Origin of the sequence: Christiangramia crocea (assembly GCF_022410465.1) — a bacterium.
In the GTDB taxonomy this organism is placed as follows: domain Bacteria; phylum Bacteroidota; class Bacteroidia; order Flavobacteriales; family Flavobacteriaceae; genus Christiangramia; species Christiangramia crocea.
This window is the reverse complement of the sequence record NZ_JAJSON010000004.1, coordinates 125,353-151,533: the sequence shown is the minus strand read 5'-3', so window position 1 is coordinate 151,533 and position 26,181 is coordinate 125,353. Positions and strand designations below refer to the sequence as shown.

Here is a 26,181-nt window from a genome sequence, read left to right as displayed (position 1 = left end):
ACAAAACGCAAAAAACCCACACTTATTAAGCGTGGGCCTTTTTTAAAATTTTATGTCAGCTATTAATTAAGCGTCAATATTCGCATATTTAGCATTCTTCTCAATGAATTCCCTTCTTGGCGGAACCTCATCTCCCATCAACATCGAGAAGATCCTGTCTGCTTCTCCCCCGTTGTCAATATTCACCTGCCTTAATTTACGATATCCAGGATCCATAGTGGTATCCCATAATTGCTCGGCGTTCATCTCTCCAAGACCTTTATATCGTTGAATCTGAACACCTCCACTATAGCTATCAGCGATCTCATCCCTTTCCTTCTCATTCCAGGCATAGCGTTTTTTACTTCCTTTCTTAACAAGATAAAGAGGCGGAGTTGCAATATAAACATGTCCACCTTCTATCAACTCCCTCATATAACGGAAAAAGAAAGTAAGAATAAGGGTTTCAATGTGACTACCATCCACATCGGCATCACACATGATCACGATCTTGTGATATCTTAGCTTTGACAGGTTCAGGGCCTTACTATCCTCTTCAGTACCTATTGTAACTCCAAGAGCCGTATAGATGTTCTTGATCTCTTCATTATCAAAAACCTTATGAGACATCGCCTTTTCAACATTCAGGATCTTACCCCTTAAAGGCAGAATCGCCTGAAATTTACGGTCTCGCCCCTGCTTGGCTGTTCCACCTGCCGAATCTCCCTCAACAAGGAAAACTTCACATTGTGCCGGATCCTGCTCGGAACAGTCGGATAATTTCCCAGGCAAACCACCAACACTCATGGCGGTTTTACGCTGAACCATTTCACGGGCTTTTTTCGCAGCATTTCTCGCCTGCGCAGCTAGTATAACTTTTTGAACGATGGTTTTGGCATCATTCGGATTTTCTTCCAGATAATTCTCAAGCATTTCAGAAACAGCCTGAGAAACTGCAGAGGTCACCTCCCTGTTACCAAGTTTTGTTTTGGTCTGACCTTCAAATTGAGGCTCAGCAACTTTTACTGAAATAATGGCTGTTAGGCCTTCACGGAAATCATCACCGGTTATTTCAAATTTAACTTTATCAAGTAAACCTGAAGCATCAGCATATTTCTTAAGTGTAGTGGTTAGACCTCTTCTAAAACCTGAAAGATGTGTACCCCCTTCGTGCGTATTAATATTATTTACATAGGAATGCAGATTCTCATTGAAAGAGGTATTATAAACCATTGCAACCTCAACAGGGATATCATTCTTCTCTCCTTCCATGGAGATCACATCGCTTATAATCGCCTCTCTGTTTCCATCAAGAAAACGAATGAATTCTTTCAGACCATCTTCTGAATAGAACTTTTCCTGAACAAATTCTCCATCATCCTCTGTTCTTCTTTTGTCGGTAAGAATTATGGTTATGCCCCTATTCAGGAAAGCAAGTTCGCGCATCCTGCTGGCAAGAGTATCGTAATTATATTCAAGGGTCTGTTGAAAGATGCTTGGATCTGGTTTAAAAGTAACCACTGTCCCACTAAGATCGGTTTCTCCAACAGGCTTAACAGGATAAAGAGGCTTACCAATCTCATATTCCTGTTCCCAGATTTGATTATCCCTATAAACAGTAGCCTTCAGATGTGTAGAAAGAGCGTTCACACAGCTCACCCCTACCCCGTGAAGACCTCCTGAAACCTTATAGGAGTCTTTATCAAATTTACCTCCCGCACCAATCTTTGTCATTACAACTTCAAGTGCAGAAACTCCTTCTTTTTTATGAAGGTCTATAGGAATTCCCCTACCATTATCTTCAACGGTAATGGAATTATCTTCATTTATGGCAACTTTAATAGAATCACAGTGTCCCGCAAGGGCCTCATCGATAGAGTTATCAACAACTTCATATACCAGGTGATGCAAACCTCTAACGCCCGTATCACCAATATACATAGAGGGTCGCATTCGTACATGCTCCATCCCCTCCAGCGCTTGAATACTATCGGCTGAATAATTATGTTTCTTGGCTTCTTCGCTCATATAATATGCTAATTAATTTCGTCTCTTTTGGATAACGAACAAATATAATAATTCGCATATTTTTAACAGGTTGAGGCAACCTTATAAGCCCTGAAGTTATCAACAAATTATGTGGAAAAACCCGAACCGTATCAGATTTCCTGAACGGTTCGGGCTGGCTATATAAATAGTGAAGAAAATTACATTTTCAATAACTCCTTTTTTAGACCGGGAGCAACATGAGTTTCATTAGCTCTCCCGCTAGGATCAAGATCTTTTTGCCATTTCGGAATCCATCTTTTTACCGTCTTGGCTGCGGAATCCTGCGGGAAATGCTTATGGAACAATTCCCTGTAAAAATAAGCTTCTTTGGTAGCCGGAGTATTTACAGGATATTTAGACTCTGCCATGGCCATCTGAGTATCGGTCACCTGCTGAGCAGCGTATTCAATAAGCTGATCTATCCAGTTATAACCAACACCATCGCTAAACTGCTCTTTTTGTCTCCATAATACCTCATCCGGTAAAAATGGCTGCTCTGGTGTATCAAAAGCTTTTCTAAGAACATATTTTTCCACACCATCATAAGTTACAGGCATCTTTGATTCAGGCACCATCTCCATGGCGGTTTTCAGGAAAGCTTTATCAAGGAATGGCACCCTTGCTTCCAACCCATGTGCCATAGTAGATTTATCGGCTCTTAAACAATCTGCCGTTGCCAGTCTCTGAACCCTTCTGATCGTCTCTTTCTGAAACTCAGCAGGCGAAGGAGCATTCTTGAAGTAAAGATATCCTCCGAAAATTTCGTCTGAACCTTCTCCTGAAAGCACTACTTTTATGCCTTTATCGGCAATCGCCTTTGAAAGGAAATACATTGGAGTACTTGCCCTGATCGAAGTCACGTCGTAGGTCTCAAGATGCCATACCAACTGACTCAATATTTCAATTCCTTCTTCTACAGTAAAGTGAACCTCTGTATGCTCAGTCCCAAGAAACTCAGCTACTTTTCTCGCTGCAATAAGATCGGGTGCTTCAGGATCAAGACCTATTGAGAACGAATGTAGTTTCTGTCCGCTATCCTTTATTAAACGGGCAGCGATAGAGGAAGTTAGTGAAGAATCAAGCCCGCCACTTAGAAGCACTCCTAAAGGCACATCTGCCATCAGCCTCTTTCGTGTAGCTTCAATAAGACTTTCTCTTAGTTTTGTAAGATCGGCAGGTTGAACTGCTTTTTCAGATTCAAACCAGTCTGGTTTGTAATATCTGACAAATCCAGTTTCAGGTGTATAGTAATGTCCCGGAGGAAAAGCCGCAAATTCCGTACAATGATCGGCCAGGGCTTTCATTTCACTGGCAAACCACAAGGCTCCGCTTTCATCAGTACCATAGTAAAGAGGCTTAACTCCAATTGGATCCCTTCCTGCAATGAAATCGTCACCATCAACGACAACAAACGAGAATACGCCATCTAACATATCTACAAAATCATACCCAAATTCTTCATAAAGATGAACGATCACTTCTGAGTCTCCAGTAGTCCTGAAAGTATGATGTTTTAATTCATTATTTCTTAAATCCATATGGTTATAGATCTCACCGTTGTGAACCATCCATGCTGAGCTGGTTCCCTGGATTGGCTGAATCCCGGTAGTAAGATCTACAATTGAAAGGCGTTCGTGCGCTAGCACATACCCTTTTTCAGTAATTTTTAATCCGCTTTCATCGGGTCCTCTATGGGACATCCTTTTAGAAAGGCTTCTAATTTTTGCCTTTTCAAGATCTTTTCCGATAACTGCTAAAATTCCACACATGACATTTAATTTATAATTACAAGGCAAATATGCGCTTATACATAATATAAGGAAAGTATAATATGAATATTGGTTTCATTTAAAAACAAATTTTGTTTAATTAAACATTTAAGAAAACTGATGCATGTGAAATTTCGGCATAATTCTTTCATATATAAAGACAGATAAAATTTAACAGCTTGTAAGCACTTTTTTAACAATTAAGCCACAACGCTTCAGCTATCTTTAAACAATCATTACTAATTCAAAAACAAACTACAATGAAAAGACTATTTCTAGGAGTATTCAGTATCATCTGCATGTTAGTCGCAAACCCTATTAATGCCCAGGATAAAGACACTCCCAATTTTGCAAAACTGGACGCCAGCCCAATGGACCTTGTATTATACAGAAACCAAAATGATGAAGCCATAGCACGGGTGATTTATAGCCGGCCACAAAAAAGAGATAGGGATATCTTCGGCAAACTGGTGCCTTATGGAGAGGTATGGAGAACGGGCGCGAATGAAGCTACAGAACTTACTTTTTATAAGGACATGCAGGTGGCAGATGTAACGGTTGAGGCCGGAACCTATACTTTATATACTATTCCAAATGAAAAGGAATGGACGATCATACTTAATAAAAACACTAATACCTGGGGGGCCTATGAATATACTGATGAAGATGACATGGTAAGAATAAATGTCCCGGTGAGGCAATCACCTAACACGATAGAAGCATTATCAATGGCTTTTGAAGGAACTCCAGACGGCACAAATCTTCTTATTGGATGGGACGATGAGTATGTAAAAGTACCATTCAAAAACGTGAAATAGGAAATTCTTAATAAAATTGAAAAACACCCTTAGAGGGTGTTTTTTTATGGGATATTAAGGTACTTATGAGTTTGAAGGGAAACCTTCCATTTAGGGTTTTGCATCACATAATCAACTATAAGAGGTATCATTTTTTCACGATTGCTCCATTCCGGTTGCAAATAAAGTATACAGTCTTCTCCAACCTGGGCGGCCTGCTCTTCTGCAAACTTAAAATCATGTTTATTGAATATGATAACTTTTAGTTCGTTTGCAAGAGGATATATTTCTGGCTTCGGAAGTTTTATCTTTTTAGGAGAAAGACATATCCAGTCCCAGGTTCCGGTAAGGTCGTAAGCTCCTGAAGTCTCGATATGAATACTGCAGCCTTTCTTCTTAAGCCCTTCAGTCAATTCAGTCATATCCCAGGTAAGCGGTTCTCCTCCGGTCACCACAATAGTCTTACTGTATTTTATGGCATTTTCAATTATCTGCCCGATCCGGGTAGGCGGATGAACTTCAGCATCCCAGCTTTCCTTCACGTCACACCAGTGGCAACCAACATCACATCCACCAATTCTTATAAAATATGCAGCCGTTCCCTTATGGAACCCTTCACCCTGAATTGTATAGAATTCCTCCATCAAAGGGAGCATAATCCCTTTATCCACCAACTGCTTTGTCTCTTCTGAAATCATAGCCTGCAAAGATACAGAATATCTTACTTTTAAAACCTTTTGACTCTAACAGATTAACAAGGGCCGAATCAGTCCAAAATAAGAGAGTTACACAGCTTTTCGGATACCTCTTCAGGCTTTACCAGAAAACCATTTATCACAGCGTATTCTATTTTTCCGTCTTTTTTTAGAAAGAAAGTCGCATTTCTTCCCGGCCATAAGTTGGTATTTATTTGAAAGTCTTCAGATACCAGGTTTACAGGATAATTAGAATACTGAATGTCTTCCGGTAAATTTTTCAGTTTTACATATCCTACCCCTTCCTTAAGGAGTGTCGTGAAATCAAGCTTTTTTAAAGCAGAAGTATCCTGAAGGTTTACAGAATAGATCTTACCAAAATCAAGAACGTAGCCAGAAGCATCAAAACTTTCATAGCCGTAACTGGTAGACAGATCCCCCTGGTCAACAATCTGCGAAGAATAATAGAATTCTGTATTATCCTTTAGATCATTTTCATTCCTGTTAATACCAAGATCCAGGGTATAATTATTTCCCTCAAGCTCATATGTCACTTCCTTCAATTTGAGATCGAAAAGCATTCGGTCGTTATTAGGAATATTTTCATAGTCATCTATTATCTCATCCTGATAACTTTTTATTGCTATCGAATGTAATGCAGAAAGAATCGCAACAAAATTGAGTCTCCTGATCTCCTGTTTTTCACGGTCTTCAGGATAACCTCCAGATTCTATAAGCACCGTACTTGTCCCCCATTTTTGGATATTATCTCCAAAAGCCCTTGGCTCAAAATCGTCGTTATATCTGCCTACCTGTCCCGGAGCAATCTCCTGCAGAACCTCATTCATTACCACGATAAGCTTCATGGCTCGAGAACGCACCTCATTGATATCCTTTTCATAATTAAAGGCTGGAGCCAGAAAAGAAATGGTGGCCGGCTTAGATGTTCTCTCTGCATTATAATAGCGGCTCTGATCGTGGAGATTGAAGCCGAAATCAGCATCCAGACTATCCCTGATCCTTTTAAGAGTGCGACTCTCGGATGATTGTAGCCGCAGTGCATCCCTGTTGACATCAATCCCCAGAGCATTCCTCCTGGTAAATAACTCAGCTCCGTCGGGATTCAACATGGGCAGAAAATGGATTTTCAAATTCTCAAGCATCAATGTCCTTTCCTGCTCAAATTCTTCAGATTCAAAAAAGTTGAGAATATCCAGAATCGCCATGGTGGCTGTGGATTCGTCTCCGTGCATCTGGGACCAGAGAAAAACATCGGTATCTCCTTCACCCAGGCTAATAAGATTCAGGCTTCTTCCCTCAATTGATTCCCCAACTTTATTAATCTCGAAAACGGGATTATCCCTGTACTTTTCAATCAAAGGAAAAAGATCTGAATGCTTAAAACGGCGGGTATCTATCCTATTATTCCTAAACTGGTCATAATCCTGGGCAAGATCCATGGCAAAATCAGAAGTCTGGGCTTTGACCGGACCAAATAAAAAAATAAAGAAAAGCGCGGAAAGTGGAATTATTATGGTTTTTTTCATATTTATCAATATTGAGGAACAGGTTTAAAATTAAGGTTTTTTATGGCTTTTTGCTTTGCACTGAACAGTAATATATCTCTGAAGATGTATAATACTAAAGTTATTTTTGAATGAAATTATCAATAAACTAAGTATGTTTATAGAAACTTTATTAAACCATGCTTTTTTCTAACCCTAAAGCACTTTCCTTAAAAATATTCATATGTATTTTTGCGATAGGTATACTCTCCTCCTGTTCAGCACTTAAAAAGACGAATAAAGAAATTGAGAGCGTCTTTAGATCATCACAGGTTTTTAAAAAAAGTTTTGCAGGGCTGGCTGTTTATGACCCGGAGAAAAATAAGATGCTATATGAGTATAATTCAGATAAATATTTTACCCCGGCATCGAATATCAAATTATTCACTTTCTATACTGGCCTCAAAATTCTGGGAGACTCAGTACCGGCCTTAAGGTATTTAAAAAAGAATGATTCTTTGATATTTAAAGGAACAGGAGATCCATCTCTTCTGAACCCCGAACTACCAAAATCCAAGGTTCTGGAATTCCTGAGCAATTCTGATGAAGAGCTTTACTATTATTCACCGGTCTTTACCGAAAAATATTTCGGTCCCGGCTGGTCATGGGACGATTATAACCATGCTTATTCCGTGGAAAGATCGGTAATGCCTATTTATGGTAATCGCGTTGTATTCGAATTCAGAAAAAAGAACAAACCACAGGTTAGCCCGGCATTTTTTAAAGATTCATTGTTTGTTTATAATAAAGAGGAAAAGAGTTCAGCAGTAATAAGAGACATTTCCAGCAATTCCTTTAAGGCATATCCGGGAAAGGAGGAGTTCACAAAAGAAGTCCCATTTAAATATTCCGATCAAACAATGCTGGAACTTCTAAAGGATACTCTGGATAAAGAAATCCGGATGATCAGCGAACTTCCTGAAAACGTTAAATTCAATAAGACCCTGTACAGTATCCCAACAGACAGTATCTACAAACGTATGCTGCAAGAGAGTGATAATTTTATAGCCGAACAAATCCTGCTCATGGCCGCCGATGAAGTTTCTGACACCCTGAAGTCCCGGATCGCTATAGATCATATGAAGAAAAACTATCTGAACGACCTGCCAGACGAGCCGGTATGGGTGGATGGCTCAGGACTGTCCCGCTATAATCTTTTCACACCGAGAACAATGGTGAAATTACTGGAAAAGATAGGTCAGGAAGTGCCCAAGGAAAAGTTATTCGGCATGCTTGCAACTGGAGGCAAATCGGGTACACTAAAAAATTATTATAAGGCAGCCACTCCTTATATATTTGCCAAAACCGGTACTTTAAGCAACAATCACAGTTTAAGCGGATTTCTAAAAACCCGGTCAGGAAAAATTCTAATCTTCAGCTTTATGAATAGTAATTATACCATTCCCAGCTCCAAGCTGAAGGAGGGAATGGAAGTGATCCTCAAAAATATCAGGGATAATTACTAATTTTCAAACTCATAACACCAAAGAAATGCAAAGAAGAAAATTCATTCAAAATATGGGGGCTGGCAGTCTTGTCTTCCCTTTAAGCTCATTCGGCACTGAATACAATATCCTCAGCAATAATAATCCTGATTCAGATCTTCTCATTCCTCAGTCTTTAAAAGAAGGAGATACTATTGCCATAGTAAGTCCGGCCAGTGCCATCTTTGAAACAGAACCTTACGACATAGCAAAGGAAACATTTGAAGCGATGGGGCTAAAGGTTAAATTCGGCAATTACACCTATAATCGCTATGGCCATCTTGCCGGAACAGATGAAGAGCGTGCCGGGGAACTCAACGAAATGTTTAAAGATAAAGACATCAAGGCAATTATTGCGCTTCGCGGTGGCTCCGGCTCGGCAAGGATACTGGACAAACTTGATTACGAAGCTATAAGCAAAAATCCTAAGATCTTCGCTGGTTATAGTGATATCACCGCCCTTCATCTTGCCATTTTTAAAAAAACAGGTCTTGTCACTTTCCACAGTCCGGTAGCAGTTTCAACCTGGAATTCCTTTAGCTATGATTATTTCAAAAAATTGCTTTTTGAAAGGGAGGCAATTACCTATAAAAACCCCGATTCAAAAGGAGACCAACTGGCACAGACCGAAAACAGGATACGAACAATCACACCAGGAACTGCAAAAGGAAATCTTTTGGGTGGAAATCTCTCCGTATTAACCGGGATTATGGGTTCTGAATATTTCCCCAAGAACTGGAAAGGAAAGATCTTATACCTGGAAGATGTAGGTGAAAAGATATATGCAGTAGACAGAATGATGTCCCAGCTTTATCTTGCCGGTGTCTTTGAGCAGATAAGCGGATTCGTTTTTGGAAAGTGCACAGAATGTGATCCTGGGGGCAGTGGCTATGGTTCTCTAACCCTGGAAGAAGTGATAGATCATTACATTAAACCACTGGATATTCCTGCATATTCAGGAGCCATGATCGGCCATATTGATGATAATGTTACAATCCCGAACGGGATCGAAGCAGAAATGGATGCCATTAAAGGAAGCATACGTCTTCTTACTCCTGCCACAAAATAATTTCAGATCAGGTGTTGCTATGATTCAAATTCAATTTTATGAATTATTCTTTTCCTGTGGCTCCTTTCTTTTACCAATTTTATGATAAATTAGCTTTTAATGGAAAAGAAGCAGAAATTCATCACATCCATTCGGCAGGGTTATAATCCAAAAGGAGACAGCATCTATCTCGGTGCCGGAATGTATGTAGGTGAAGTGCTTTCTGAAGCAGCAGTAAAGCTCCCCTTAAAAACCATGAACAGACATGGCCTGATCGCCGGGGCCACTGGTACCGGAAAATCAAAAACCCTTCAGATCATTGCCGAAAACCTTTCGGAAAAAGGGGTGCCCGTATTGCTCATGGATGTAAAAGGCGATCTTAGCGGAATAGCAAAACCTTCAGATGGTGCCGAATTCATCAATGAAAGACACAAACTACTGGATTTCCCGTTCAAGCCTAAAGGTTCTCCGGTTGAGATCCTTAGCATTTCCGATCAACAGGGAATACGTTTAAGAGCTACGGTAAGTGAATTTGGCCCTGTACTCTTATCAAGGATCCTCGATCTTTCTTCCGCTCAAACTGGAATACTTGCCATTATATTCAAATATTGTGATGATAAACATCTGCCTCTGCTGGACCTTAAAGATCTGAAAAAGATCATCCGGTATTCCACAGAAGAAGGCAAAGATGAGTTTGAAAAGGATTATGGAAGGATCTCAAAGGCTTCTACAGGAGCGATCTTAAGAAAGATCGTATCCCTGGAACAACAGGGTGCTGATCTTTTTTTTGGAGAGCGCTCATTTGAAGTGAACGATCTTCTTAGAAAAGACCACGATGGTTACGGTTATGTGAATGTACTGAGACTTACCGATATTCAGGACCGGCCAAAATTATTTTCCACCTTCATGCTTAGCCTGCTCGCAGAAGTCTACACTACCTTTCCTGAAAAGGGAGATGCGGATAAACCGGAACTTGTGATGTTCATTGATGAAGCACACCTCATTTTTGAAGAGGCTTCAGATGCATTGCTGGATCAGATTGAAAGCATTATTAAACTTATAAGATCAAAAGGGGTGGGAATTTATTTCGTAACCCAGAATCCGGCCGATATTCCGGAAGAAGTTTTGGGACAGCTTGGATTAAAGATCCAGCATGCCCTCAGAGCGTTTACCGCAAAAGACAGAAAGGCCATTAAACTTGCCGCGGAAAATTATCCTCTTTCAGAATTTTATGATACCAAAAATATACTGACGGCGTTAGGTATAGGTGAAGCGATGATTTCGGCCCTGGATGAAAAAGGACGTCCTTCACCTCTTGTTGCCACTATGCTTAGGGCGCCTATGAGCCGGATGGATATACTTTCAGAAATTGAATTGGAAAAGCTGATCACCCAATCTGAAATTCTGCCAAAATACAATGAAAAGGTAGACAGGGAAAGTGCTCATGAAATCCTGACGAAGAAAATCGAAATTGCGGAAAAGAAAGAAGCAAAAGAGAAGGCAGAAAAAGAGAGAAAAAAAATAAACAAAACAAGCTCCCGAAAGTCGAATATGGAAAGTGCGGTTCTAAAAGTCCTTACAAGCGCCACCTTTATTCGCGGGGCATTAGGAATATTGAACAAATTATTAAAATAAATCTATCATATCTAAAATGTATAAAAGAGCTTTATTAATCCTTGGTTTATGTGTTACTGTTTCATCCTGTACAACAGACGAGGAAAATCCTTTCCTTATCACTCCCACCCAGGTCGGACCGCTTAAAAAAGAAGTAAAGATCAATCAACTCGATTCAATATTTGCAGGAGACAGTATTGTAAGACAGACCACTGGACCGGAGCAATTAAGATCTACTGATGAGATAAAAATATTCGATAAAGATGGCAATGCCCTGATGAGCCTGGAACCACTTCAGGAATTTGATTCAACAAGTACTATTGGATATATAAGAATCCTGGACTCCCGTTATGAGACCAAACATGGCGTAAATGTTAAGAGTACTTTCAAAGACATAGTGGAGAATTATAATATTTCAAGAATAGAAAATACTATAAACTCCGCCGTTGTGTTCCTGGATGAAATAAATGCCTATGTCACCATAGATAAAAATCAGCTACCCACAAGTCTAAGGTACGATACCGACAGTAAGATAAGAGCTTCCCAAATTCCTGATGATGCAAAGATCAAGTACTTTATGATCTATTGGAATTAAATAAAAAACTGCTAAGGCTAATAGTTTTAGCTGCTACAGGCTGTAAGGACTCTCTGGACTACCTCCATGCCGACCTAAAATCTGCAAGCGGATATTCGCGGAAGTCCCAGGAATTCAGGCGGAAACCAGTTCCAAGATCGGGTATGATAAAACCGGCAGAAAATTCAGGCTTTCTCTTAGAAACGGAAAACAGTGGACCATAGATTTCCTGACATTCCAGGCGAATTATGATAAGGAAATCCTCTCCATGGAGGGGGAAAATTATGAAGATTTCGTTAAAAAATACGAGCCCGCAAAAAAGATACTTGAGACCTTATAATACTGCGGACACCGGAGCTATCCCGGGAGGGGAAGATGAAAAGGAAGTTCTTCAGAAATTAAAAGGCTCAGGCTTAAATTGTAAAATTTGTTAATATTCATCTCACTTTAAATACTTTAAGTAATTTTAATTAATAACCAATAATTTATGTTATGATTAAAATACTAGCACTTATAATGACAATTGGTGGAGCCATTGCTTTAGTTATGGGCGTATTGGGTATTTTTGGTAGTGTAGCCCTTATGCTCAGCCCATGGGCTCTTACCATCCTTGGCTTTGTGTTTTTCGTAGCCGGGATAAGTATGTTGAAGTATAGAAAAGACACTGATGAAGTTCAGGCTCAAAGCCAGAATTAATTCTAGTTCTTTTAGAAATAAAAAAGGTGCCTAATGGCACCTTTTTTTGGCTAGGTTGAAATTAATCTACATTATCATGTAGATAAGAATTGTTCTTTCTAAAGTGAAGGTCGTTGTTCTCGTCCTGCTCTATGCTGGTACGGGATAGTTTTCCTTCTCCAGGCTTATTATTATCCAGTTCAATGCCGGCTCTCTTATATGCGGGTTGCTTTTCTATCTCATCGATCTGTGCAGAACCTGTTCTGAACTTATAATTGAATTCCTTCATCTTCGCCTTTCTTTCCGCGGTTCTTTGTCTTACCACTTCGGAAGATATCGGGTTATCAAAAGGATTGTCCCCGTTAGAACCTTTATCGGTCTCTGGTTTTGGAGCTACGGTCTTCTTTTCAAAAGCCACCGTTTCATCTTTTTCATCCTGTTTTTTCTGAGGCTTGGAATTCTGAAGCTTCTCTTCCATCTCCATATAATCGTCCAGGCTGTATCGCTTTATTCCCTGGGTCGAACTTTCGGTTACCGGAATAATCTCAATAGCCTCATTCACCTTAATATTCCTTGTATCTTCTTCCTCTTCATGGAGTTCATGCCTTTTTACTTCTTCGGTCTTAGGCTGCTCCTTTGAAGTTGGTTTCCCCTTTTTATTTTCATTTGCAGGCATATCAAAGGTGAACATAAATTGTTCGTCACTCTCCACCTTAACCTCTTCCGGGTCGTTCACATCCATATTATTCACCTCATCGCTGGTATCGTTGATGATGAACTCATCAGGATCCACTTCCTCATAAGTAACTTCCAGTTTACGGGCAAAATCAGGTGTTTTGAGTGTATCATCCACCTTTCTATGAATATTGCCAACCTCGTCTACTTCTTCCTGAGTTTCATCGAGGGTATGGACTATCTTCCTATCTTTTTCAGGTTCGTCAAACTGCAATTTGTTCTCCACGGGAGTATTGGTCACTTGTGAAATTGGTGCCGACTTCTTAGACATGAGCTCATGCTCTGCCTTTTGTTCGTCTTCAAGAGTATGAATAATCTTCTTGGTCTCAGTATTTGTGATCTCGTTCTGCTGTTCCACATCAAAACCCGTAGCAATAATGGTAACTGCAATGGCATCTTCAAGGGATTCATCCTCACCAACACCCATGATGATGTTAGCACTATGACCGGCTTCAGCCTGAATATGATCATTTATTTCTCCAATTTCATCAATAGTGATCTCCTCATTACCAGATACAATTAGCAGTAAAACATTTTTGGCACCGGTGATCTTATTATCATTTAACAACGGAGAGTCCAGTGCTTTGGTGATGGCATCTGTAGCCCTACTGGCTCCTGAGGCATGAGCAGACCCCATGATAGCAGTACCGCTATTACTTAAAACAGTCTTCGCATCACGCAAGTCAATGTTTTGAGTATAGTGATGCGTTATAACTTCTGCAATACCCCGCGATGCGGTTGCAAGAACTTCATCAGCTTTAGAGAAGCCAGCCTTAAAACCAAGATTTCCATAAACCTCACGGAGCTTGTTATTATTTATCACAATGAGTGAATCAACATGCTTACGAAGTCTTTCCACACCAATCTGGGCCTGTTCATTACGGTTTCGACCTTCGAACTGAAAAGGAATCGTTACTATCCCCACCGTAAGTATATCAAGCTCCTTGGCCTGTTTGGCAATGATAGGTGCTGCTCCGGTTCCCGTACCACCTCCCATTCCGGCAGTAATGAATACCATTTTGGTATTGGAATCCAGCATTTGTTTGATTTCCTCAAAACTCTCTACTGCTGCTTTTTCCCCAATCTCAGGGTTCGCTCCTGCTCCTAGTCCTTCGGTCAAGGTCACACCCAATTGAATCTTGTTAGGAACCGAACTGTTTTCCAGTGCCTGGGAATCGGTGTTACAAACCACAAAATCAACCCCTTTTATTCCTAACTGGAACATGTGGTTGATAGCATTGCTTCCTCCTCCGCCAACTCCAATCACTTTGATGACGTTCGATTGATTCTTCGGTAAATCGAATGAGATGTCTCCAAATTCTGTACTGCTCATAAACTCTGTTTTACTGGTTGTATCTTTATTACTCTGCGTTATCTAAAAAATCTTTGAATTTCTCCGCCCACTTATCAAAAATACTCTTACGGGCTACTTTTTTGGAGGTTTGTTCCTCCTGTTCGGTGTCGCCGGTTAGCTCACCGGTTTCTTCTCTCTTTTCTCCTCCTTCAACCGGACTTTTATCAGATAGAACCGCTTCTTCCTGATAACGAGTCTTGCTTTTTTCAAGGCTATTCATCACCAGACCCACCGCTGTTGCATAAACCGGGCTCGTTGTTTCGGTGTCGTTGGTACCTGCCAGATGTTCATTAGGGTATCCAATTCTGGTATCCATTCCGGTGATATACTCGGCCAGTTGTTTCAAATGCTTCAACTGTGCACCTCCACCTGTAAGTACCAATCCTGCGATAAGCTTTTTCTTCTGCTCATCGTGGCCATAATTCTTGATCTCCAGGTAAACCTGCTCGATGATCTCCACTACACGCGCATGGATGATCTTTGAAAGGTTCTTAAGCGTGATTTCCTTGGGTTCTCTCCCTCTTAGACCAGGAATGGAAACTATCTCGTTATCCTTATTCTCTCCCGGCCATGCAGAACCGAATTTTATCTTAAGCAACTCGGCCTGTTTTTCTATGATCGAGCAGCCTTCCTTGATATCTTCGGTAATTACATTTCCTCCGAAAGGAATCACGGCTGTATGTCGAATAATGCCATCTTTGAAAATGGCAAGATCTGTGGTTCCACCACCGATGTCGATCAGGGCTACTCCCGCCTCTTTTTCTTCCTGACTCAGTACAGCATTTGCAGAAGCAAGCGGTTCCAATGTGACGGCTGATAGTTCGAGTCCGGCACTTTTTACACATCGTCCAATATTTCTGATTGAAGAAACCTGCCCAACCACAACGTGGAAGTTAGCTTCCAGTCTTCCTCCATACATTCCGATGGGCTCTTTTATCTCTGCCTGCCCATCCACCTTGAATTCCTGGGGCAGAACATGTATTATTTCCTCTCCCGGAAGCATAACCAGTTTGTGAACCTGGTTACAAAGCGTATAAATATCATCGGCATCTATCACCTCTTCCGGATTCGGACGGGTGATATAATCACTATGCTGAAGGCTTCTTATGTGCTGCCCGGCAATTCCCACTACCACTTCACTAATCTTAAGACCACTGTCGGCCTCTGCTTCCTGTATTGCCTGCTGGATAGACTGGATGGTCTGGGTGATATTATTCACCACTCCCCTGTGTACGCCAAGAGATTTCGATTTACCAATCCCGATAATCTCAACCTTACCATACTCATTCTTGCGGCCTATCATAGCCACAATCTTTGTTGTTCCAATATCTAATCCTACTGCAATATCATTTTGTTCCATAAACTATTTTTTAGTGCAAACAACCTGATCTCCAAATTGTAAGTTCACTTTTTTGTAGGTATCTAATTTTTTGTCTTTCTGTGCTTTTTTATAGAAGGCCTTGAAATTGTTGAATTTTAAAGCCACATTACTTGAATCCCCGAAATAGACATTAAAGTCAAGTTCCCTGAGTTCAAGTTCATATTTATCGCCTTTAAGTCTGTTGATCCCTGTAATATGCCTTGTCAAAAACTCATCATTCCTTATATGTTTCACTATTGGATAGACTTTTGAAATATTGGCCTCATTAAAACCTAACATTAGTGGCACCCTGGCCGAATAAAATGGGGAAAGCGGCATCACTTTTCCCTTTCTGTCAAGATAAAATGATGAACTTCCTATGACCCTTCCTATAGGTTTTCTCTGACTTACTTCTGCCCTGAGTTTCCCATCCAAGGTGAGATAAACTTCTGCATTTTCGATCATATCATGTTTATTTAAAAGGGACTCAACCCTATTCAAATCTAAAGTTTCTTTATCTATGCCCGAGACAGAGGCTTTATTTTGTATTAACAATTTATTAACCACTTCCTCAGTCACATAGAGGTTTTCATTATCGGTAAATCTTACCTTCACTTCACTAATTCCCCGGCTCTTATGACGCTTTTCAGCAAAGCCATATAAAAAGCAAATTACTGCCACCAGAACAAAAGCTTTTATGTAACCTAAACTACGCTTCATGCTGGAGAGCTTTTTTTATTTTTTCAACTTCCACTCCAATATCTCCAGCACCCATCATTACTATCACTTCAGGTTTTGAAGAGCTTATCTTTTCACTCAGTTCCTCTTTGGTAACCAGCTGTTTTCTGGGATTAGAGATCTTATCCAGCAACCAGGCTGAAGAAATGCCTCTTATTGGGGTTTCTCGTGCAGGATAAATATCCAGCAGGAACACCTTATCAAAATCTGAAAGGCTGGATGCAAAATCTTCAGCAAAGTCGCGGGTACGGCTAAACAGGTGGGGCTGAAAAACCGCAAGAATTTGTTTGTTGGGGTACATTTCACGAACTGCTTGGTGTACCGCCGATATCTCGGTGGGATGATGCGCATAGTCATCTATCAACACCAGGTTTTCTGTTTTGATCTTATAGCTAAATCTCCGTTTCACACCCTTAAAACTATATAATGCCCTGGCAAGATCATCGTTGTCGGTTGGGGAGCCGTATTCGATCGCCATTGCCAGGGCAGTTATAGCATTGAGCAAATTATGCTGACCGGGTAGATTAAATTTTAAATTTTCAATAATTTCAGATGGAGTTTTCATATCGAAAACATAATTCCCCTCTTCAATTTTTATATTTCTGGCCGAATAATCGGCATTATCTTCCAAACCAAGTGTCACGCCTTTAATAGGCAAACCATTCTTCACAAAAAGCTTCCCATTTTCAGGAATTTTAGCCGCAAATTCTCTGAAGGATCTTTCTAATTCTGATTTATCACCATAGATGTCCAAATGATCTGCATCCATGGACGTGATAGCAGCAAGATTTGGAGAAAGGTTCAAAAAAGACCTATCAAACTCATCTGCTTCAACTACCACTAAATCATCACCCTGCATGATAAGATTGGACTGAATATCTTCACTAATCCCTCCAAGGAAGGCTGTCACTTTCACACCAGTTTCTTTAAGCAAATGTCCAAGGATGGCTGTGGTAGTAGTTTTACCATGAGTACCTGCAACCGCCAGGGTGTATTTTTTGTCGGTCACCATGCCAAGCAACTTTGCTCTTTTGGTGATCTCAAAACTTTCAGCTTTTAGCAGGTTGAACTGTTTATGATCTTTCGGAATTGCGGGAGTATATACTACCAGGCTATTTTCCTTATTATTAAGTATCTGATCAGGAATCAATTCTTCCCTGTCCTCGTAATTTATTTCAATACCTTCTGCTTCCAGTTCCCTTGTAAGATCAGAAGAGGTACGGTCGTACCCGGCCACATACATACCTTTCGCCCGGAAATACCTGGCGAGTGCACTCATCCCCATTCCACCTATACCGATGAAATAAAAGTTTTGTATGTAGTTAAGGTCTTTCACTTAATTCTTTTTCTTTCTATTAACTTCTCCACTTCATCTACAATGGCCGAAGTTGCATTTGGTAAAGCAAGGTTCCTGATATTCACTGCAAAACGCTCCATGCTTCTTTCATCCGATAAAAGGCTGAAAAAGGATGGTTCGAATCTTTCGGTCAGCTCGTCTTCTTCTATCATTAAAGCCGCATCATGTTCAGTAACCGCCTTGGCATTTTTTGCCTGATGATTTTCAGCAACATTTGGAGACGGAATGAATAATACGGGCTTTCCTACGATGCATAATTCTGAAACGCTTCCAGCACCCGCCCTGGATATAATTACATCTGCCGCGGCATAGGCCAAATCCATCCTGTTAATGAACTCCCTGGTCCTGACATTTGCAGATTCATATTTTTTATAATCTTCAAAATAAAGCTTACCTATCTGCCAGATAAGCTGAATATTTTCCTGCTGAAATTTCTTCAAATAGGTTTCAATAAGTTTATTTATCCTTTTGGCTCCCAGACTTCCGCCCAGCACGAGAACCGTTTTCTTTTCCTTTGAAAGCTTAAAATATCGAATTCCCTCCTCTCTTAGTTCATTTACATTCAGCAGATCCTGCCTCACCGGATTTCCGGTAATTTTTGTTCTTTCAGGAGGAAAAACCTCTTTTACTTTTTCATAAGCCGCACAGATGGTATCGGCATATTTTGCCAGGATACGGTTTGTGATCCCGGGCAGGGAATTCTGTTCCTGAATTAGTGTAGGAATCCCTTTAGACATAGCCACCCGTAAAAGCGGACCGCTGGCAAAACCTCCGGTCCCGATAACCACATCCGGTTTAAATTTTTTTATGATCTTTCTGGATTTTGAAAGACTGCTCATCAACTTGAACGGAAAAATGAAATTTTTCAGGCTGAAAGACCTGTCAACACCACTAATCCAAAGCCCTTCTATCTCATAACCAGCCTGCGGCACCTTCTCCATTTCCATGCGGTCTTTGGCACCTACAAAGAGGATCTCTGCCGTAGGATATCTTCTTTTTATCTCATCGGCAATAGCAATGGCAGGATAGATGTGGCCTCCTGTTCCTCCACCAGATAATATTACACGCAGACCTTCTTTCATATAGCTTCAGTTAAGATGTCCAGAGGATTTTCCTCTTCGCCTTCAAGTTCTTTATTTTCAGATTCTTTAATCTCTTCTCTTTTCGCACTTACACTCAGAATGATCCCAAGTGCAATGCAGGTCATCCAGATGGATGTTCCACCGCTACTTACCAGCGGAAGCGTTTGTCCCGTTACCGGGAATAATTCCACTGCTACTCCCATATTGATGAGCGCCTGAAAAACAACAGGCAGACCCACACCCATTACAACGAGTTTACCGAAGATCGTATTGGCCTTGGTGGCGACAATTACAATCCTGAATAGTAACAACAGGTATGCAAGCATTACTCCAAAAGCTCCAATCAAGCCCATTTCTTCGACTATTATCGCATAGATAAAATCTGAAGAAGATTGCGGTAAAAAATTTCTCTGAACGCTTTTTCCAATTCCGGTTCCTGTTATTCCTCCCTGCGCTATTGCGATCTTGGCTTTTTCTACCTGGTACTGCTCCTGACCTTCTTCATCATCAAAAAAGGTCTCTATCCTGCTGCTCCAGGTATCCACCCTATTGGGCATTAAACCGGGAAATGCTTTCGCGGTTAATACGAACAGGCTGAGCAATATCAGGCCAGCACCAACTATCGCAGCGAGATATTTTATGGGATACCCACCCAAAAACATCAGGACCAGCGTCATAGCAAAAATGATGGCTGTAGTGGAAAAATTGGCCGGCAAAATTAATACTAAAACTGTGAAAACAGGCAGCCAAAGCGGAAGAATTGTTTCCTTAAATGTGACCGTTTTTTCAGTGATCTTAGATAAGTATCTGGCTACGTACACCATAAGCACAACAGCCGCCAGGGTAGATGACTGAAAGGAAACATTCAATACCGGGATTTGTATCCATCTACTTGCATAAGCCCCGTCTATTGTAGTTCCCTGAGCAATCGTAAAGACCAGCAAAACGATGACTACAGGTAACAGCAATATCGAAATTCCACGGAAATAATGATAGGGTATCTTATGTACCGCAAAGAGCACGCAAAATCCTAAAAGAAGATGAAAGAAATGCACAACCAGATAACCGGAAGTACTTCCATCTCCATGAAGATAAGCAAGGTTACTACTGGCACTGTAAACCGGCAAAAAAGAAAATATCGCCAACAGCCCGGCTACCGCCCAGATCACCTTGTCTCCTTTAAGATTGTTAAAAATATTGCTCATATATTTTATTCAATTTTCCCGGCCCTCACAGGTTTTCAGAACTTTGAGACCTGAAATACTACTTATAAATTTCTTACAGCTTCTTTGAACTGCCTTCCCCTGTCTTCATAATTCTCAAAAAGATCAAAACTTGCACAGGCCGGAGACAACAATACGTTATCACCTTTATCTGCCAGTCTGTATGCAATTTGCACGGCATCTTTCATAGATGTGGTCTCCACCATGGTTTCCACAATATTTCCAAAGGCATTCACGATCTTATCATTATCAACCCCAAGGCAGATAATTGCTTTAACCTTTTCATTCACCAGCGGAAGGAGATCGTCATAGACATTACCTTTATCAACACCACCCACTATCCAGACAGTTTCAGATTCCATGCTCTCCAGGGCATAGAAAGTGGCATTCACATTGGTCGCTTTGGAATCGTTGATATAAAGTACATTATTGATCTTCAGCACTTTTTCAAGGCGGTGTTCAACTCCCTGGAAATTAGCCATACTCTCTCGTATGGTCTGCTTCCTGATACGGAGCAGTTGGGCTACCGTGGCGGCAGCCATTGCATTTTTTGCATTATGTTTACCTTGAAGGGCAAGTTCTGATGTTGGCATAGTAAATTTGGTATTATTAATTTTTACAATAATGTTTTCGTTTTCCAGATAAGCTCCATTTTCAAGTTTCTTTTCTATTGAAAATGGCAGCTCTTGAGATCTAACAGGATGCTTCGCAAGCCAGTCTGTAATATTCTTATCATCTGCATCATAGATGAAATAATCTTCTTCTGTCTGATTCTTCGTTATTCTGAATTTTGATTCTATATAATTCTCCAGTTTATAATCATATCTATCCAGATGATCTGGGGTGATATTGGTTAGAATTGCAATATGTGGCCTGAACTTATCTATTCCATCCAACTGAAAACTGCTCAGTTCCAGCACAAACCAATCGTGAATTTCTTCTGCCACCAGTTTTGCATAAGAGTTTCCAACATTTCCACCCATTCCTGAATCAACTCCACCTTCTTTTAATAAATACTGAACAAGATTGGTTACCGTGGTCTTACCGTTACTCCCGGTAATTCCTATTACCGGAACTTCAGAAAACCATGAGGCAAATTCAATTTCAGAAACTACCGGAATTCCTTTTTTTCTCAGTTCCACGATCATAGCAACTGTATCTGGAATCCCCGGACTCTTCATCACCACATCGGCATCGAAAATTTTCGAGTCGGTATGCTGCTCATCTTCCCATTCGATCTCAATATGTTTAAGAACTTCCTTGTACTTATCTTTTATCTTTCCCTTATCAGAAAGAAAAACTTCATAACCATTCTTCTTTGCCAGAATAGCCGTTCCTATTCCGCTTTCTCCACCTCCCAGTATGGCAATTTTCTTTCCCAAGTTTTCAGTTTATCTAACTTTCAATGTAACTATGGTGAGGATCGCGAGTATAATCCCGACTATCCAGAACCTCACTACGATCTTACTCTCATGCTTTCCTTTCTTCTGATAATGGTGATGGAGTGGAGACATCAGGAAAATCCTTCTGCCTTCACCAAACTTCTTTCTGGTATACTTAAACCAGCCAACCTGCATTACTACAGAAAGGTTCTCTATCAGAAAGATTCCGCATAAAAGCGGGATCAGTAATTCTTTTCTTGTCGCAATGGCCAGCACGGCAATAATCCCCCCAATGGTCAAACTACCGGTATCCCCCATAAATACCTGGGCCGGAAAGGTATTGTACCAAAGAAATCCAACCAGTGCTCCTGCAAACGCGGTAATGAAAATGGTCATTTCACCCGACCTTGGGATATACATGATATTGAGGTAATCAGAGAAAATGATGTTCCCCGAAACCCACGCGAAGAGTCCCAGCGTAAGCACAATTATAGCGGAAGAACCTGCTGCGAGTCCATCTATTCCATCTGTCAGATTAGCTCCATTGGAAACGGCAGTCACAATAAATATCACTATAGGGATAAAGATGATCCAGGCATAATCGGCCAGCGACGGGTGTATCCAGCTTATAAGTTTGGAATAATCAAATTCATTGTTTTTTACAAAAGGAATTGTTGTTGTAGTATTCTTCTCCTCAGGCCCCATATCAACTACTTCGGCCCGGGCTATCACATTCTCGGTTGGACTGGTCTCCGTGACCACCTCTTTTGTAGTGATCTGAGGATGAAAATACATGGTTCCTCCAACGATAAGTCCAAGCCCTATCTGACCTATCACCTTGAAAATGCCTTTAAGACCTTCCTTGTCCTTTTTAAATGTTTTAATATAGTCATCAAGAAATCCAATGGCTCCCATCCACAGGGTAGTCACGATCAACAAAATGACATAAATATTCTCCAGCCTGGCGAATAAAAGCACAGGAATAAGCGTAGCAATGATGATGATCACTCCTCCCATCGTTGGTGTTCCGGCCTTTTCTGTCTGCCCTTCCAAACCAAGATCGCGTACACTTTCGCCAATTTGCTTTCTTCTCAGATAATTAATGATTCTCCTACCATAAATAGTAGAAATGGCCAGCGAAAGGATGATCGCCATGGCCGATCTGAACGACAGGAACTCAAATAGCTGGGCTCCAGGCAACTGATACTGTTCTTCTAAAAATTGAAATAAGTAATACAGCATTATTTATCCAGTTGTTTTAGAAATTCGTTCACGATCTTGAAATCATCAAAATCGAATCTTTCTCCATTTACTTCCTGATAGGTCTCATGCCCTTTCCCGGCAATAAGAATTATATCATTCTCACCAGCAATCTGGCAGGCTGTCTTTATAGCCTGCTTCCTGTTGGTGACACTCATTGTCTTTTTGAAATTCTGTGGCTCTACTCCTGCCTCCACCTCTTCTATGATCTTATCAGGATCCTCAGTTCGAGGGTTATCACTTGTAAAGATCACCTTACTGCTAAGAGCCGAGGCGATATGTCCCATCTTAGGCCTTTTGGTCTTATCACGATCTCCACCACAACCAATAACAGTAATCAGTTTTTCATTTCTGGTACGGATGCTATTGATGGTTTCAAGTACATTCTTAAGTGCGTCGGGAGTATGGGCATAATCCACGATAGCTGTAATCTTCTCCTTTTGTGAAACCACGTACTGAAACCTCCCACTAACCGAATTAAGCTCACTGATGATCCTCAGAATTTCAATAGTCTTTAATCCCAGAAGATCGGCAGCAGAATAGATGGCCAGGACATTATAAGCATTGAAATTACCTATAAGCCTCGTCCATAATTCCTGATCGTCAATTTTCAGCAACAATCCTGTAAACTGATTTTCCAGTATCTGGGCTTTATAATCAGCATAGGATTTTAATGCATATGTATATTTTTTCGCTTTAGTATTCTGAAGCATCACAAGCCCATTCTTATCATCAATATTTGCAAGCGCAAATGCGGAAGATGGCAACTCATCGAAAAAGCGCTTCTTCACATCCCGGTATTCTGCAAAATCCTTATGATAATCCAGATGATCATGTGAAAGATTGGTGAAAATTCCGCCTTCAAATTTCAGGCCTGTAGTTCTATGCTGATCTATACCATGAGAGCTTACTTCCATAAAGCAGAATTCTACTCCCGCATCGTTCATATCCTTTAAATATGAGTTAATGGTAATAGAATCTGGTGTAGTTCTAATAGCATTATACTCTTCATCACCCACCATAACTTTCACGGTAGATAATAACCCACATTTGAAACCTGCTTTTTTGAAAAGATTATACAAAAGAGTGGCAATGGTAGTCTTTCCATTGGTCCCGGTAACCCCTACAAGTTTCAGTTTTTCTGAAGGATTATCATAGTAGTTCGCTGAGATATAAGCCAGGGCTTTTTTCGTATCTTCAACTTCCACATAGGTTACACCATTTATCTTTTCCTGCGGCAGCTCTTCACATATAATTGCGAGAGCCCCCTGATTTTCCGCATTTTTGATGAAATCGTGACCATCTGAAACAGTGCCTCTAATAGCTACAAAAACATCATTCAGTTTCACCTTTCTGGAATCAAAATGAATTTTATTGATGGTCACACCGGTATCTCCGGTCACCGCCTTCATATTCACCCTATAGAGTATGTCCTTCAATACCTTCATTAACTCAATTCCAGATTTATGGTTTGATTATTTTTCAATTTCTGTCCAGCAGTCACAGACTGCCTTTTCACCACACCATTACCATTTATTCTAACTTCAAGCCCGAGGTTCTCTAGTATCGAGATTGCATCCATAGCCGGCATCCCGGTCACATCTGGCATTAGCAATTTCTCATCCTGGATCTTGGTGTAATATTTTTCAAAATCGGTCTTAACTCTTTTATCCTCTACCTCGAGAGACTCCAGTTCATCCATTACAGGAGTATCCGTATAAATCTTTCTGGCGATATCCTTAAAGACAGGAGCTGCCACTATATTCCCATAATACCCCTTTCTCCTGTTTGGTTTATGGATTACCACTATACAGGAATATTTCGGATTTTCAGCTGGGAAATAACCCGCAAAAGATGCAATATATCTTCCCGGCTCTATCCAGTATTCGGTTTGACAGGTACCTGTTTTTCCAGCCATGGAGAAATTCTCGGTATAGATATTAGAAGCTGTCCCGCGCATGACGGTATTCTTCATCATCTCACGAACTTTCTTAGCTGTTTCCGGAGAACAGACCGAAGGATTGATCACCTCTTTTTCCCTGGTCAGGATTGGCTTATCACGATCTTTAACTTCCTTGATAAACCTGGGTTTTATCATTTCACCATCATTGGCGATGGCGTTATAAAAAGTAAGGGTTTGCAACGGGGTGAGTGACACGCCGTAGCCAAAAGCCATCCAGGGCAGACTTAAGCCATTCCACGATTTGTCTTGAGGGTGAGGAATTCGGGGAGATCCCTCACCCTTAATTTCAAGACCAATCTTCTGGTTAAGTTGCATTGAATATAATCTGTCTACAAATTTTGAAGGATTGTTCTTATAGCCTTCAGTAATCATTTTAGTAAATGCTGTATTAGAGGACACCTCAAATGCCTTCGCTGCCGATATTTTTCCGTAGCCACCATGACGAGAATCCCTTACTGGCCTCCCATAGAATCTAACAACACCCTTTTCCGTATCTACAATCTGGCTGGTATCTACCACCTTATCTTCAAGGGCAGCCACCATAGCCATTAACTTAAAAGTAGAACCCGGCTCATGTGATTCATATACGGCATAATTCCTTTTTTCGAAATAAGTACCTTCTTTGGTTCGCCCAAGATTCGACATCGCCTTGATCTCACCGGTTTCGGTCTCCATTACTACTACGGTACCGTGATCTGCTTCAAAATATTCAAGCTGTCGCAACAAAGAATGATGTGCAATATCCTGGATATTGACATCTATGGTCGAAACCACATCATATCCATCTCTTGGCTCAAGTTCATTGTTATCACTAATCGGCTTCCATTGTCCTTTGGCAATCTTTTGTTTTAACCTTCTTCCGTCTGTTCCGCGCAGATAGTTACTAAAAGCACCTTCCAGACCAACTCTGGTAAAATATCCATTCTCATCCCTTCTTTCGTAACCAACCGTTCTTTCTCCCATCTTACCCAGCGGATGTTCCCGAACTGTACTTTGTTCGGTGATCATGCCTCCTTTATAAGGTCCAAGATTGAACATTGGAAACTGCCTGATCTTCATATAGTCTGAATACCCAAGATTACGGGCGATTAAAACATACCGTTGATTATTAGCCCTTGCTGCTCTTAATTTTTGGGAATAATATGAAGAAGAATTTCCCAGCATTTTTGCCAGCTTTTCTGAAAGCGGACCTATGTTCTCTTCGAAGTTTTTATCAGAAACTGTGACCGCATCAAAACGGATATCATATTTAGGCACAGAAGTAGCCAGAAGATTCCCGTTTATATCATACAGATTACCTCGGTTGGCGGGGATTTTAAAATTCTTGAAGGTTCGTTCCTCGGCAAGCTCCTTATAGTAGTCACCATGAACAAACTGAATATTGACCAATTTGACTCCCACAGCTACCGCGAATAAAAAGAGACAGGCAGCCACCAAATACATTCGATTCAGGATGCTTTTTTCGGTTGTCGCCATTT

At 40.7% G+C, this 26,181-nt stretch carries 20 protein-coding genes; 6 read left to right on the top strand and 14 right to left on the bottom strand.

Features of this window, described 5'->3' with window-relative positions; genetic code table 11:
* Positions 1–66: 66 nt before the first annotated feature.
* Together gyrB and asnB are read right to left on the bottom strand one after the other, a co-directional pair.
* The gene (gyrB, locus tag LU635_RS01135; protein ID WP_240095345.1) at positions 67–2,007 is read right to left on the bottom strand and encodes a DNA topoisomerase (ATP-hydrolyzing) subunit B; all 1,941 of its coding nucleotides are present in this window, start codon (positions 2,005–2,007) and stop codon (positions 67–69) included.
* A 179-nt stretch (positions 2,008–2,186) separates the two neighbouring features.
* Positions 2,187–3,797, bottom strand: a complete 1,611-nt coding sequence (gene asnB, locus LU635_RS01130; protein ID WP_240095344.1) for an asparagine synthase B — start codon at positions 3,795–3,797, stop codon at positions 2,187–2,189.
* Positions 3,798–4,057: 260 nt separating this feature from the next.
* Between asnB and LU635_RS01125 the strand changes: the two genes are divergently transcribed.
* Complete coding sequence (locus tag LU635_RS01125; RefSeq protein WP_240095343.1) at positions 4,058–4,615, top strand: DUF2911 domain-containing protein; 558 nt, start codon at positions 4,058–4,060, stop codon at positions 4,613–4,615.
* A 44-nt stretch (positions 4,616–4,659) separates the two neighbouring features.
* On the opposite strand, the gene LU635_RS01120 is transcribed toward LU635_RS01125, so the two are convergent.
* Positions 4,660–5,292, bottom strand: a complete 633-nt coding sequence (locus LU635_RS01120; RefSeq protein WP_240095342.1) for a 7-carboxy-7-deazaguanine synthase QueE — start codon at positions 5,290–5,292, stop codon at positions 4,660–4,662.
* A 68-nt stretch (positions 5,293–5,360) separates the two neighbouring features.
* Positions 5,361–6,836, bottom strand: coding sequence for a M14 family metallopeptidase (locus tag LU635_RS01115; protein WP_240095341.1), 1,476 nt, complete (start codon positions 6,834–6,836; stop codon positions 5,361–5,363).
* Between the two features lie 158 nt (positions 6,837–6,994).
* Between LU635_RS01115 and LU635_RS01110 the strand changes: the two genes are divergently transcribed.
* The 5 genes from LU635_RS01110 to LU635_RS01090 all read left to right on the top strand — a co-directional run bounded on the left by LU635_RS01110 (position 6,995) and on the right by LU635_RS01090 (position 12,270).
* Positions 6,995–8,320, top strand: coding sequence for a D-alanyl-D-alanine carboxypeptidase/D-alanyl-D-alanine-endopeptidase (locus LU635_RS01110; RefSeq protein ID WP_240095340.1), 1,326 nt, complete (start codon positions 6,995–6,997; stop codon positions 8,318–8,320).
* Positions 8,321–8,345: 25 nt separating this feature from the next.
* Complete coding sequence (locus LU635_RS01105) at positions 8,346–9,407, top strand: S66 peptidase family protein (protein ID WP_240095339.1); 1,062 nt, start codon at positions 8,346–8,348, stop codon at positions 9,405–9,407.
* A 99-nt stretch (positions 9,408–9,506) separates the two neighbouring features.
* Positions 9,507–11,021: a helicase HerA-like domain-containing protein gene (locus LU635_RS01100; protein WP_240095338.1), complete on the top strand. Its 1,515-nt coding sequence runs from the start codon at positions 9,507–9,509 to the stop codon at positions 11,019–11,021.
* Positions 11,022–11,037: 16 nt separating this feature from the next.
* Entirely contained in the window at positions 11,038–11,595 is a 558-nt protein-coding gene (locus LU635_RS01095) for a hypothetical protein (RefSeq protein ID WP_240095337.1), read from the top strand.
* A 471-nt stretch (positions 11,596–12,066) separates the two neighbouring features.
* Positions 12,067–12,270 (top strand): hypothetical protein, encoded by a 204-nt coding sequence (locus tag LU635_RS01090; protein ID WP_240095336.1) that lies wholly within the window; start codon positions 12,067–12,069, stop codon positions 12,268–12,270.
* Positions 12,271–12,331: 61 nt separating this feature from the next.
* On the opposite strand, the gene ftsZ is transcribed toward LU635_RS01090, so the two are convergent.
* The 10 genes from ftsZ to LU635_RS01040 form a co-directional block, all read right to left on the bottom strand.
* Positions 12,332–14,317, bottom strand: coding sequence for a cell division protein FtsZ (gene ftsZ, locus LU635_RS01085; RefSeq protein ID WP_240095335.1), 1,986 nt, complete (start codon positions 14,315–14,317; stop codon positions 12,332–12,334).
* A gap of 28 nt (positions 14,318–14,345) precedes the next feature.
* Positions 14,346–15,698: a cell division protein FtsA gene (gene ftsA, locus LU635_RS01080; protein WP_240095334.1), complete on the bottom strand. Its 1,353-nt coding sequence runs from the start codon at positions 15,696–15,698 to the stop codon at positions 14,346–14,348.
* A 3-nt stretch (positions 15,699–15,701) separates the two neighbouring features.
* Positions 15,702–16,418, bottom strand: coding sequence for a cell division protein FtsQ/DivIB (locus LU635_RS01075; RefSeq protein WP_240095333.1), 717 nt, complete (start codon positions 16,416–16,418; stop codon positions 15,702–15,704).
* Positions 16,408–17,772, bottom strand: a complete 1,365-nt coding sequence (murC, locus tag LU635_RS01070; protein ID WP_240095332.1) for a UDP-N-acetylmuramate--L-alanine ligase — start codon at positions 17,770–17,772, stop codon at positions 16,408–16,410. Before murC ends, LU635_RS01075 begins: the two co-directional genes overlap by 11 nt.
* Complete coding sequence (murG, locus tag LU635_RS01065) at positions 17,769–18,875, bottom strand: undecaprenyldiphospho-muramoylpentapeptide beta-N-acetylglucosaminyltransferase (RefSeq protein ID WP_240095331.1); 1,107 nt, start codon at positions 18,873–18,875, stop codon at positions 17,769–17,771. The genes murC and murG overlap by 4 nt, the downstream gene beginning before the upstream one ends.
* Positions 18,872–20,080 (bottom strand): FtsW/RodA/SpoVE family cell cycle protein, encoded by a 1,209-nt coding sequence (locus LU635_RS01060; RefSeq protein WP_240095330.1) that lies wholly within the window; start codon positions 20,078–20,080, stop codon positions 18,872–18,874. The genes murG and LU635_RS01060 overlap by 4 nt, the downstream gene beginning before the upstream one ends.
* Before the next feature lie 62 nt (positions 20,081–20,142).
* Positions 20,143–21,480 carry a UDP-N-acetylmuramoyl-L-alanine--D-glutamate ligase gene (murD, locus tag LU635_RS01055; protein WP_240095329.1) on the bottom strand — a complete coding sequence of 446 codons (1,338 nt, stop codon included), beginning with the start codon at positions 21,478–21,480 and terminating at the stop codon, positions 20,143–20,145.
* A gap of 9 nt (positions 21,481–21,489) precedes the next feature.
* Complete coding sequence (gene mraY / locus LU635_RS01050; protein ID WP_240095328.1) at positions 21,490–22,722, bottom strand: phospho-N-acetylmuramoyl-pentapeptide-transferase; 1,233 nt, start codon at positions 22,720–22,722, stop codon at positions 21,490–21,492.
* The gene (locus LU635_RS01045) at positions 22,722–24,188 is read right to left on the bottom strand and encodes a UDP-N-acetylmuramoyl-L-alanyl-D-glutamate--2,6-diaminopimelate ligase (RefSeq protein ID WP_240095327.1); all 1,467 of its coding nucleotides are present in this window, start codon (positions 24,186–24,188) and stop codon (positions 22,722–22,724) included. Before LU635_RS01045 ends, mraY begins: the two co-directional genes overlap by 1 nt.
* The gene (locus LU635_RS01040) at positions 24,188–26,179 is read right to left on the bottom strand and encodes a penicillin-binding protein (RefSeq protein ID WP_240095326.1); all 1,992 of its coding nucleotides are present in this window, start codon (positions 26,177–26,179) and stop codon (positions 24,188–24,190) included. Before LU635_RS01040 ends, LU635_RS01045 begins: the two co-directional genes overlap by 1 nt.
* Positions 26,180–26,181: the final 2 nt, after the last annotated feature.

Excerpts from the sequence above, each read along its gene's own strand:
- LU635_RS01115 (WP_240095341.1), bottom strand. The coding sequence starts at position 6,836 with ATGAAAAAAACCATAATAATTCCACTTTCCGCGCTTTTCTTTATTTTT.
- LU635_RS01105 (WP_240095339.1), top strand. The coding sequence starts at position 8,346 with ATGCAAAGAAGAAAATTCATTCAAAATATGGGGGCTGGCAGTCTTGTC.
- LU635_RS01125 (WP_240095343.1), top strand. The coding sequence starts at position 4,058 with ATGAAAAGACTATTTCTAGGAGTATTCAGTATCATCTGCATGTTAGTC.
- LU635_RS01090 (WP_240095336.1), top strand. The coding sequence starts at position 12,067 with ATGATTAAAATACTAGCACTTATAATGACAATTGGTGGAGCCATTGCT.
- gyrB (WP_240095345.1), bottom strand. The coding sequence starts at position 2,007 with ATGAGCGAAGAAGCCAAGAAACATAATTATTCAGCCGATAGTATTCAA.
- LU635_RS01110 (WP_240095340.1), top strand. The coding sequence starts at position 6,995 with ATGCTTTTTTCTAACCCTAAAGCACTTTCCTTAAAAATATTCATATGT.
- asnB (WP_240095344.1), bottom strand. The coding sequence starts at position 3,797 with ATGTGTGGAATTTTAGCAGTTATCGGAAAAGATCTTGAAAAGGCAAAA.
- LU635_RS01100 (WP_240095338.1), top strand. The coding sequence starts at position 9,507 with ATGGAAAAGAAGCAGAAATTCATCACATCCATTCGGCAGGGTTATAAT.
- mraY (WP_240095328.1), bottom strand. The coding sequence starts at position 22,722 with ATGCTGTATTACTTATTTCAATTTTTAGAAGAACAGTATCAGTTGCCT.
- ftsA (WP_240095334.1), bottom strand. The coding sequence starts at position 15,698 with ATGGAACAAAATGATATTGCAGTAGGATTAGATATTGGAACAACAAAG.
- LU635_RS01060 (WP_240095330.1), bottom strand. The coding sequence starts at position 20,080 with ATGAGCAATATTTTTAACAATCTTAAAGGAGACAAGGTGATCTGGGCG.
- LU635_RS01075 (WP_240095333.1), bottom strand. The coding sequence starts at position 16,418 with ATGAAGCGTAGTTTAGGTTACATAAAAGCTTTTGTTCTGGTGGCAGTA.
- ftsZ (WP_240095335.1), bottom strand. The coding sequence starts at position 14,317 with ATGAGCAGTACAGAATTTGGAGACATCTCATTCGATTTACCGAAGAAT.
- LU635_RS01120 (WP_240095342.1), bottom strand. The coding sequence starts at position 5,292 with ATGATTTCAGAAGAGACAAAGCAGTTGGTGGATAAAGGGATTATGCTC.
- LU635_RS01040 (WP_240095326.1), bottom strand. The coding sequence starts at position 26,179 with ATGGCGACAACCGAAAAAAGCATCCTGAATCGAATGTATTTGGTGGCT.
- LU635_RS01045 (WP_240095327.1), bottom strand. The coding sequence starts at position 24,188 with ATGAAGGTATTGAAGGACATACTCTATAGGGTGAATATGAAGGCGGTG.
- LU635_RS01095 (WP_240095337.1), top strand. The coding sequence starts at position 11,038 with ATGTATAAAAGAGCTTTATTAATCCTTGGTTTATGTGTTACTGTTTCA.
- murG (WP_240095331.1), bottom strand. The coding sequence starts at position 18,875 with ATGAAAGAAGGTCTGCGTGTAATATTATCTGGTGGAGGAACAGGAGGC.